At 71.9% G+C, this 9,194-nt stretch carries 9 protein-coding genes; 1 reads left to right on the top strand and 8 read right to left on the bottom strand.

The features are described from left to right. Positions 1-41: 41 nt before the first annotated feature. The 7 genes from pheT to infC all read right to left on the bottom strand — a co-directional run bounded on the left by pheT (position 42) and on the right by infC (position 7,572). Positions 42-2,570: a phenylalanine--tRNA ligase subunit beta gene (gene pheT / locus ACFV9D_RS34140; protein WP_385155173.1), complete on the bottom strand. Its 2,529-nt coding sequence runs from the start codon at positions 2,568-2,570 to the stop codon at positions 42-44. Beyond that, positions 2,570-3,697, bottom strand: coding sequence for a phenylalanine--tRNA ligase subunit alpha (gene pheS, locus ACFV9D_RS34135; protein WP_376434536.1), 1,128 nt, complete (start codon positions 3,695-3,697; stop codon positions 2,570-2,572). The genes pheT and pheS overlap by 1 nt, the downstream gene beginning before the upstream one ends. A gap of 138 nt (positions 3,698-3,835) precedes the next feature. Further along, positions 3,836-4,984, bottom strand: a complete 1,149-nt coding sequence (locus tag ACFV9D_RS34130) for an ATP-binding protein (protein WP_385155170.1) — start codon at positions 4,982-4,984, stop codon at positions 3,836-3,838. Positions 4,985-5,067: 83 nt separating this feature from the next. Next, positions 5,068-5,907 carry a TrmH family RNA methyltransferase gene (locus ACFV9D_RS34125; protein WP_385155168.1) on the bottom strand — a complete coding sequence of 280 codons (840 nt, stop codon included), beginning with the start codon at positions 5,905-5,907 and terminating at the stop codon, positions 5,068-5,070. Positions 5,908-6,043: 136 nt separating this feature from the next. Next, the gene (gene rplT, locus ACFV9D_RS34120) at positions 6,044-6,430 is read right to left on the bottom strand and encodes a 50S ribosomal protein L20 (RefSeq protein WP_043227974.1); all 387 of its coding nucleotides are present in this window, start codon (positions 6,428-6,430) and stop codon (positions 6,044-6,046) included. Positions 6,431-6,537: 107 nt separating this feature from the next. After that, the gene (gene rpmI / locus ACFV9D_RS34115; RefSeq protein ID WP_019884943.1) at positions 6,538-6,732 is read right to left on the bottom strand and encodes a 50S ribosomal protein L35; all 195 of its coding nucleotides are present in this window, start codon (positions 6,730-6,732) and stop codon (positions 6,538-6,540) included. 123 nt (positions 6,733-6,855) lie between these two features. Further along, positions 6,856-7,572, bottom strand: coding sequence for a translation initiation factor IF-3 (gene infC, locus ACFV9D_RS34110; RefSeq protein ID WP_385155191.1), 717 nt, complete (start codon positions 7,570-7,572; stop codon positions 6,856-6,858). Positions 7,573-7,888: 316 nt separating this feature from the next. Here infC and ACFV9D_RS34105 point away from each other — a divergent pair, with 316 nt between their 5' ends. Next, complete coding sequence (locus ACFV9D_RS34105; RefSeq protein ID WP_385155163.1) at positions 7,889-8,248, top strand: DUF1844 domain-containing protein; 360 nt, start codon at positions 7,889-7,891, stop codon at positions 8,246-8,248. Positions 8,249-8,391: 143 nt separating this feature from the next. On the opposite strand, the gene ACFV9D_RS34100 is transcribed toward ACFV9D_RS34105, so the two are convergent. Then, the gene (locus ACFV9D_RS34100; RefSeq protein WP_385155161.1) at positions 8,392-9,126 is read right to left on the bottom strand and encodes an SseB family protein; all 735 of its coding nucleotides are present in this window, start codon (positions 9,124-9,126) and stop codon (positions 8,392-8,394) included. Positions 9,127-9,194: the final 68 nt, after the last annotated feature.

Raw genomic sequence — 9,194 nt, 5'->3', positions numbered from 1 at the left:
CCCGGTCGGGTGACCGGGCGCAGCCCCTCGGTTTCCTGCGATCAGGCGCCGCGCAGCACGGCGCCCGTGCGCTCGGACGCCAGGGCGACGGCCGCGTCGCGCGCGGCGCTGGCCTCGTCGACCGTGAGGGTGCGGTCCGTGGCGCGGAACTTCAGCGCGTACGCCAGGGACTTCTTGCCCTCGCCGAGCTGGTCACCGGTGTACACGTCGAACAGCCGGATGGCCTCCAGGAGTTCACCGGCGCCGTCGCGCAGCGCGGCCTCGACCGTGGCGGTCGGGACCGAGGCGTCGACGACCAGGGCGACGTCCTGCGTGGCGACCGGGAAGGAGGAGATGCTCGGAGCCTTCAGGGGGCCCTCGTTCGCCTGCTCCACCAGGTCCAGGTCCAGCTCCATCGCGCAGGTGCGGTCCGGCAGGCCGAGCGCCTTCACGACGCGCGGGTGCAGCTCTCCACCATGGCCCACGAGGACCTGCTCGCCGTCCACCACCACGTGGAACGCGGCGCAGCGGCCCGGGTGCCACGGGGCGTGCTGGTCGGCGCTGACGATCAGCTCGACACCGGCCTCGGCGGCCACGGTGCGCGCCGCCTGGATCGCGTCGGCCCAGTCGGAGGGACGGCCCTTGCCCCACCAGCCGGCCTGCTCCCGGGCGCCGGCGAGGACGACGGCGACACGGCGCGGCTGCGCGGGCAGCGCGGCGTTGACCGTGGCGATCTCCTCGTCGGTGGGACGGCGGTCGACGGGCAGGCGGACGGCGACACCCGGCTGCTCGCCCGGCCGGAAGACCAGACCGGTCTCGAAGAGCGCCAGGTCGTGGCTGCCGCGCCCGTCGTTGCGGCGCAGCGCGCCGAGCAGGCCCGGCAGCAGCGTCGTACGGAGGGCGGGCTCCTCGTCGGAGAGCGGGTTGACGAGCGTGACCACGCGACGGCGGGCGTCGTCCGCGTCCAGGCCGAGCTGGTCGAAGACCTGCGCGCCGATGAACGGGTAGTTCAGCGCCTCCACGTAGCCCGCACCGGCCAGCGCGCGGCCGACCCGGCGGTGGGTCCGCTGGCGCTCGGTGAGACCGCGCCCGGCGGGCGGCTTCGGCAGCGTCGAGGGCAGGTTCTCGTAGCCCTCCAGGCGGATGACCTCTTCGGCCAGGTCGTTCGGCACGTACAGGTCGGGACGCCACGACGGGACGGTGACGACCAGCTCGTCCTGACCGTAGACGTCGCAGCCGATCTCCTGGAGGCGGCGGACGACGGTCTCGCGGCCGTAGGCGACGCCCGCGACGCGGTCCGGGTGGTCCGCCGGCATGGTGACCGTGCGGGGCGCGGACGGGGCGACGATCTCGGTGACACCGGCCTCGGCCGTGCCGCCCGCGAGCAGCACGAGCAGGTCGACGCAGCGCTGCGCGGCGGCGGCCGCGGCCTGCGGGTCGACCCCGCGCTCGAAGCGCTTGGACGCCTCGGAGGCCAGCTTGTGCCGGCGGGCCGTACGGGCGATCGAGATCGCGTCGAAGTGCGCGGCCTCGATGACGATCTCGGTGGTGCCCGTGACGATGCCCGTCTCGGGGTCGGTCACCGGGTCGGCGATCTCGGTGTGGGCGCCGCCCATCACGCCGGCCAGACCGATGGGGCCGCTGTTGTCGATGATCAGCAGGTCCCCGGAGTCGAGGACGCGCTTGACGCCGTCGAGCGTGGTGATCGTCTCTCCGGCGGCGGCACGGCGGACGCCGACGGGGCCGTCGAGCCGGGTGCGGTCGTAGGCGTGCAGCGGCTGGCCGAGCTCCAGCATCACGTAGTTGGTGATGTCGACGGCGAGCGAGACGGTGCGCATGCCGGCCTTCTGGAGCCTGCGCTGCATCCAGATCGGGGTGCGCGCCTCGGGGGCGACACCGACGACCGTACGGGCGGTGAAGCGGTCGCAGCCGATCGGGTCGGCGACCTGGATCGGGTAGCCGTACGAGTTCGGCGCGGGCACGTCGAGCAGCGCCGGGTCGCGCAGCGGCAGGCCGTACGCGATGGCGGTCTCGCGGGCGACGCCGCGCATCGAGAGGCAGTAGCCGCGGTCCGGGGTGACGGCGATGTCGAGGACCTCGTCGTACAGCTCCAGGAGCTTGGTGGCGTCGATGCCGATCTCGAGCTCCGGCGGCAGCACGATGATGCCGTGCGTGCCGTCGTCGCCCATGCCGAGCTCGTCGCCGGAGCAGATCATGCCGCGGGAGACCCGGCCGTACGTCTTGCGCTCGGCGATCCGGAAGTCACCGGGGAGCACGGCGCCGGGCAGCGCCACGACGACCTTGTCGCCCTCGGCGAAGTTGCGGGCGCCGCAGATGATCTCCTGGGGCTCGCCGGTGCCGTTGGCCTGGCCGACGTCGACGGTGCAGAAGCGGATCGGCTTCTTGAACTCCGTCAGCTCCTCGATGGTGAGGACCTTGCCGACCACCAGCGGGCCGGTCAGGCCGGCGCCGAGCTGCTCGACGGTCTCGACCTCGAGTCCTGCCGAAATGAGCTTGGCCTGGACGTCACGTCCGGTCTCCGTCGCCGGCAGGTCGACGTACTCCCGCAGCCAAGAAAGCGGGACCCGCATCAGATCTCCATCCCGAACGGCCGGGTGAACCGGACGTCACCCTCGACCATGTCTCGCATGTCTTCGACGTTGTGGCGGAACATCAGCATCCGCTCGATGCCGAACCCGAAGGCAAATCCGCTGTACTTCTCCGGGTCGACACCGCAGGCGACGAGCACCTTGGGGTTGACCATGCCGCAGCCGCCCAGCTCGATCCAGCCCTCGCTGCCGCAGGTGCGGCAGGGCCGGTCGGGGTTGCCGACGGACTCGCCGCGGCAGACGTAGCAGAGCATGTCCATCTCGGCGGACGGCTCGGTGAACGGGAAGAAGTTCGGGCGGAGCCGGGTCTTCATGTCGGGCCCGAAGAGCGCCTGGACCATGTGGTCCAGGGTGCCCTTGAGGTCGGCCATGGTCAGGCCCTCGTCGACGGCGAGCAGCTCGATCTGGTGGAAGACCGGGGTGTGCGTGGCGTCGAGCTCGTCGGTGCGGTAGACGCGGCCGGGGCACACGACGTAGACCGGCGGCTCCCGGTCGATGAGCGTCCGGGCCTGCACCGGGGAGGTGTGCGTACGGAGCACGACACCGGACTCGTCGCCGGTCGTCCCCTCGGGGCCCTGGACGAAGAAGGTGTCCTGCATCTGGCGCGCCGGGTGGTCCGGCACGAAGTTGAGGGCGTCGAAGTTGAACCACTCCGCCTCGACCTCGGGACCCTCGGCGACCTCGTACCCCATGGAGACGAAGACGTCGGCGACCCGCTCCATGAGCGTGGTCAGCGGGTGGCGGGCGCCGGCCGGGACGCGGTCGTACGGAAGGGTGACGTCCACCGCCTCCTCGACCAGGACGCGGGCGTCGCGCTCGGCCTCGAGCTCGACCTGCCGGGCGGCGAGGGCCTTGGAGACCGCGCCGCGGGCCTGGCCCACGAGCTTGCCGGCCGCGGCCTTGGCCTGCGGCGGCAGCGCGCCGATCTCGCGGTTGGCCAGCGCGAGCGGCGAGGTGCCCCCCGTGTGCGCGACCTTCGCGTGCGCGAGCGCGTCGAGGTCACCCGCGGCGGCGAAGGCGGCGAGCGCCTCGTCCCGCATGCGCTCGATCTCTTCCGGTTTCAAGGCCTCGACCTCAACCGGGTCGTACGACTTATTGGGTGCGGACATCTCTTCCCGTGCTTCCGTTTGGCTGGCTTGGGCGCGGCCCCGCTCGACGTCAAGGGCGCAAACGTGCCAAAGGTCGAGTCTAACGGGGCGCGGGGACGCGAATGAGCCCGTGGGCGGCCCGGGCGGCTCGTGATCTCGTCAGGCGAGATAGGCCGGGGCGCCGACGGGCAGGATAAATCGGAACTCGGCGCCGCCGCGGGGACCGCGGCCGACGGTGATCGTGCCGCCGTGCGCCTCGACGATGCCCTTGACGATGTAGAGGCCGAGCCCGGTGCCACCGCGCTTGCTCCCCCGCCAGAAGCGGGTGAAGACACGGCCCATCGACTCCTCGGGAATGCCGGGGCCTTCGTCGCTCACGGTGACCGCCGTTCCCTTCTCTCCGTCGGTGGTGGCGCAGGTGGGTGCCACCTCGATGGTGACGGTTCCCTCGCCGTGGCGCACCGCATTTTCGAGCAGGTTGCCGAGGACCTGGTCGACCTTGTCGGGGTCGGCCCACAGATCGGGCAGCTGCGGCTGGACCCGTACGAAGAAGCGGTCCGGGGACTGGCCGCCGGTGGTGTGGGCCTGGATGTGGCGGCCGACCGCGGCGGCGATGTCCACGGGCTGGCGCCGCACCTCGAGCCGGCCGGAGTCGATCCGGGAGATGTCGAGGAGCTCGGCGATGAGCCGGGTGATGCGGTTGGCGTCGGCGTCGACGGTCTCCAGCATCAGCCGCTTCTGGTCGTCGGTGAACCGTTCCCACTTGGCGAGCAGCGTCGCCGTGAAGCCCTTGACGGAGGTCAGCGGGGAGCGCAGCTCGTGGGCGACGGTGGCGATGAGTTCGGCGTGGCTGCGCTCCGTACGGCGCCGGGCCTCGGTGCCGCGCAGGGAAACCACGACACGGCAGACGGGCCCGGTGGGGTGCTCGCGGACGTAGCGGGCGGAGACGAGGACCTCGCGGCCGCCGGGCAGGAGCAGATTGCGCTCGGGCTGGCCGCGGCGGGTGGCGAGGCCGCCGTACGGGTCGGTGAGGGTCCACCAGCGCCGGCCCTTGAGGTCCTCCAGGGGCAGGGCCTGCTCCAGGGGAAGGCCGAGGGCCTGGTGACCGGGGACGGAGGTGATGCGGCTGGCGGCGGCGTTGAAGCAGACGACCCGGCCCGTGGCGTCGGCGACGACGAGGCCGTCGGGCAGCTCGTCGGGGTCGATCCCGGGGCCGTCCGGCGCCGGGGAGGCGGGTTCCGCCGGCTCCTTCGGGGCAGGCGGTTCGGCACTCCGTGCGTGTGCGGGACTGTCCGTGCCGACCGTCATCCCCGTTCCCCACCCCTCCGTGTAGCGCAGTGGGCCCCCCGAGCCCGTCACCCTACTAGTTGAAAGTGGCGGAGTGGACCCCCTCAGGCGGAGGTTCGGGGGCGCTGGGCACGCGCGGAGGCGTACAGGCACACGGCGGCGGCCGTCGCGAGGTTGAGGCTCTCGGCCTTGCCGTGGATCGGCACGCGCACCACCGCGTCGGCCAGGGCTCGGGTCTCCTCCGGCAGCCCCCATGCCTCGTTGCCGAACACCCATGCGGTGGGCCCGCCCATGGTGCCGGCGTCCAGCTCGTCGTCGAGGTCGTCCTCCCCGGCCCCGTCGGCGGCCAGGATCCGTACGCCCGCGCTCTTCAGGCCGGCGACGGCCTGCTCGACCGGGACGCCGACGACGACCGGGAGGTGGAAGAGGGAGCCGACGGAGGCGCGGACGGACTTGGGGTTGTACAGGTCGACGGAGGCGTCGGTGAGGACGACGGCGTCGGCGCCTGCCGCATCGGCACAGCGCAGGACGGTGCCGGCGTTCCCGGGGTCGCGGACGTGGGCGAGGACGGCGACCAGCTTGGGCTTGGCGGCGAGGATCTCCTCGAAGGGCGAGTCGAGGAAGCGGCAGACTCCGACCAGGCCCTGCGGGGTGACGGTCTGGGAGACCTCGGCGAGGACGGCGTCGGAGGCGTGGTGGACACGGGCCCCGGCGGCGCGGGCGGCGTCGACGATGTCGGCGTACCGCTCGGCGGCCTCGACGGTGGTGAAGAGCTCGACGAGGGTGGGCTCACCGGTGCCGCTGCGGTGCTGGACGGCCTCGCGGACGGCCTGCGGGCCCTCGGCGATGAAGAGGCGGTCCTTGCCCCGGAAGTTGCGCTTGGCGAGCCGCCTGGCGGCGACGACACGCGGGGAACGCGGGGAGATCAGCTCGGGGGTACCCATGGGGTCGGTGGCTCTTTTCGGGGGTCCGGGCGGGTCGGGGGTCCGGGCGGCTCGGGGGCTGGGGTGCTCCGAACACGACCGGACCCGCAGGCCCGAAGGCCTGCGGGTCCGGTGCAGAAGATCTGCGGCCTGGAGATCAGGCAGCGGCCTTCGGGGCGTTGACATCGGCCGGAAGGGCCTTCTGCGCGACCTCGACGAGCGCGGCGAACGCGTTCGAGTCGTTGACGGCCAGCTCGGCGAGGATCTTGCGGTCCACCTCGATGTTGGCGGCCTTCAGACCCTGGATGAGGCGGTTGTACGTCATGCCGTTCTGGCGGGCAGCGGCGTTGATGCGCTGGATCCACAGCTGACGGAAGTCGCCCTTGCGCTTCTTGCGGTCGTTGTAGTTGTAGACCAGGGAGTGGGTGACCTGCTCCTTGGCCTTGCGGTACAGGCGCGAACGCTGACCGCGGTAGCCGGAGGCCGCCTCGAGGATCGCCCGGCGCTTCTTGTGGGCGTTGACTGCCCGCTTGACGCGTGCCACTTCTTAACTCCTTGTAGCGGGGTCGTGGGGGTACTCACACGACCCGGAAATCGGATGGGTCCCGGACTTGGCCGGATGCCCTCGTCGCCGAGGGCGGGAGATCAAGCTCAGATGCCCAGCATCTTCTTGATCTTGGCCGCGTCGCCCGGGGCCATCTCGGCGTTGCCGGTGAGGCGACGCGTCAGCTTGGACGACTTGTGCTCGAGCAGGTGGCGCTTGCCGGCGCGCTCGCGCAGCACCTTGCCGGAGCCGGTGATCTTGAAGCGCTTCTTGGCACCGGAGTGCGTCTTGTTCTTCGGCATCGCGCCGTTATCTCCTCGTCAGTGGCGCTCCCGCCCGGTAAGGGCACCGGACATCCGGGAGCGTCAGATTCGTTTGGTGGTTCCGGGCGGGGCCCGGGGCTGCCTGGATGGCAGCCCCTCGGGTCACGCCTCGGGGTTCTCGGCCTCGGCGGCAGCCTCGGCCGAAGCCTCCTCGGCCGGAGCCTCGACGGTCTCGTCGGACGAACCGCCCTGACGCTCCGCCTTGCGCGCGGCCTGGGCCTCACGCGCCTCGGCCATGGCCTCGGTCTTCTTCTTGTGCGGGCCGAGAACCATGATCATGTTCCGGCCGTCCTGCTTCGGGTTGGACTCGATGAAGCCAAGCTCCTCGACGTCCGAAGCCAGCCGCTGCAGCAGCCGGAATCCAAGCTCGGGGCGGGACTGCTCACGACCACGGAACATGATCGTGATCTTGACCTTGTCGCCCTGCTTGAGGAACCGGACGACGTGACCCTTCTTGGTGTCGTAGTCGTGCGGGTCGATCTTCGGCCGGAGCTTCATCTCCTTGATGACCGTGTGCGCCTGGTTCTTGCGCGCCTCACGGGCCTTCATGGCCGACTCGTACTTGAACTTCCCGTAGTCCATGAGCTTGCACACGGGCGGACGGGCGTTCGCCGCGACCTCGACCAGGTCGAGGTCGTACTCCTGTGCGAGCTCCAGGGCCTTGGCAAGCGGAACAATCCCGACCTGCTCGCCGCTGGGACCGACAAGTCGCACCTCGGGAACGCGAATCCGGTCGTTGATGCGGGGCTCGGCGCTGATGGATCCTCCTCGGTAGCACCACGCGACCGCCTGGCGGACGGACGCGTATGTCTGTTTCAGTGAGACCAACCGCGCCGGTACAAAAAACGCCCCGGACGGGACACAGGCGGGGCTCCACGGAAATACCGGAGCACCGCCGCGGTCAACCGCGGGGCGCACATCGGGCGGCTCCATCGTCCGTACGGAACGATGGGCGCCACCTGACCGGTGACCCGCCGCCCGCGAGGGCGGCCAGGTGGGAGATCGGAGCCTCCACTTGTGGGCCGGGCACATAGGTGTCCGGCCGGTCGTTACACAAGGTTAGCACCGACCGCCGGGGTTCGCTAACCGAGGACCGCGGGACGTCCGGCGGGGTCTCCCGGCTTATCGTGTGGGCATGAGCGAGACGCCCCACACCGAGTCCCCCGACTTCGACGACATGACCCGTGACATCGCGGAGGTCCCCGCGGTCGAGGTCATCGTGACCGTCGCGGTGAACCTGATGAGCGCCGCCGCGGTGAAGCTCGGCCTCACCGAGGACGGCGAGAAGCACAAGGACCTCGACGAGGCGCGCAAGCTGGTCCACGCGCTGGCGGGCCTCCTCGACGCCGGCGCGACGGAGATCAGCTCCTTCCACGCGGCGCCGCTGCGGGACGGCCTGAAGTCCCTGCAGCTGGCCTTCCGCGAGGCCTCGATCGTCCCGGACGAGCCGGGCCAGGGCCCGGGCGAGAAGTACACGGGGCCGGTTTACGGCTAGGACCCGTCGGGGGTACGGGGGTCGCCCCCCGGGAGATCGCAGTCACGGGGCCGGTTTACGGCTAGGACCCATCGGGGGTACGGGGGTCGCCCCCCGGGAGATCGCAGCCACGGGTCCGGTTTACGGCTGGGACCCGCCCGAAGTCAGTTCCTTACGTAGAAGGGCTCGCCCGGAGGCGTGGCCGAGGCCGGCAGGAGTGCCAGGTCGAGGCCGCGCACCAGGCGGGCCCTCAGTGTTTCGTCGGCCGCCAGGGAACGGGCCACCCGCTGGGCGGCCTCCGCGGGCGCGGCGTCCTCGGCCAGGACGAGCGCGAGGATGCCGTCGGCGCTGCCGGGGCCGAGGTGGGCGCGCAGGACCGCGGGCTCGGCCGCGACAGCGTTCCGCACCGCGTCCCGTACCGCCGGGTCGTCCAGCGGGTCCGCGCTGGCGCGGCCCTCCGCGAGGGCCAGCAGCGCCGGGCCGCTCAGCTGGTACGGGACGGGTCCCGCCAGGTCGAGGACGACGGTGTCGGCCTTCTCGTGCGCGGCGGCCTGCAGCGCCTGGTGCAGGGGAACGGCGACGGGCCGGGCCGCCGGGTCCCAGAGCGCGAGCGAGGCGATCGAGGTGAACGCCGGCAGTGCGCGCCGGTCGCCCGCGGTCAGCGTGGGCACGGCCATGTCGCTGGTCTTCTCGCGGCGCAGCCCCGTCTCGGGGTCCTCCTCGACCTCGCCGAGGACGGCGACGACGGGGACGAGCAGGCGCGCGTCCCGCAGGGCCTCCAGGACCGGGCCGTGGGCAGTTCTGTCCTCCGCCCAGGCCGCGAGGGCCGCGGCGAGCCGCGGGTCGGCGGTGCCGTCGTCGTCGGAGAAACCGGGGTCAGGGATGTTCTTGAGCGCCACGCACCGAGCCTAACCGCCGCTCCGGGGGCGTTTTCCCAGCGGGTGGCCAGCTCGCGCACAGGCCGCAC

The organism is Streptomyces sp. NPDC059875, from assembly GCF_042731085.1.
GTDB lineage: Bacteria > Actinomycetota > Actinomycetes > Streptomycetales > Streptomycetaceae > Streptomyces.
This window is presented reverse-complemented; position numbering and strand designations above follow the sequence as displayed.

What these genes read in the sequence shown, in the direction of transcription:
- pheT (WP_385155173.1), bottom strand. Translation starts at nt 2,570, where the DNA reads ATGCGGGTCCCGCTTTCTTGGCTGCGGGAGTACGTCGACCTGCCGGCG.
- pheS (WP_376434536.1), bottom strand. Translation starts at nt 3,697, where the DNA reads ATGTCCGCACCCAATAAGTCGTACGACCCGGTTGAGGTCGAGGCCTTG.
- ACFV9D_RS34130 (WP_385155170.1), bottom strand. Translation starts at nt 4,984, where the DNA reads ATGACGGTCGGCACGGACAGTCCCGCACACGCACGGAGTGCCGAACCG.
- ACFV9D_RS34125 (WP_385155168.1), bottom strand. Translation starts at nt 5,907, where the DNA reads ATGGGTACCCCCGAGCTGATCTCCCCGCGTTCCCCGCGTGTCGTCGCC.
- rpmI (WP_019884943.1), bottom strand. Translation starts at nt 6,732, where the DNA reads ATGCCGAAGAACAAGACGCACTCCGGTGCCAAGAAGCGCTTCAAGATC.
- ACFV9D_RS34105 (WP_385155163.1), top strand. Translation starts at nt 7,889, where the DNA reads ATGAGCGAGACGCCCCACACCGAGTCCCCCGACTTCGACGACATGACC.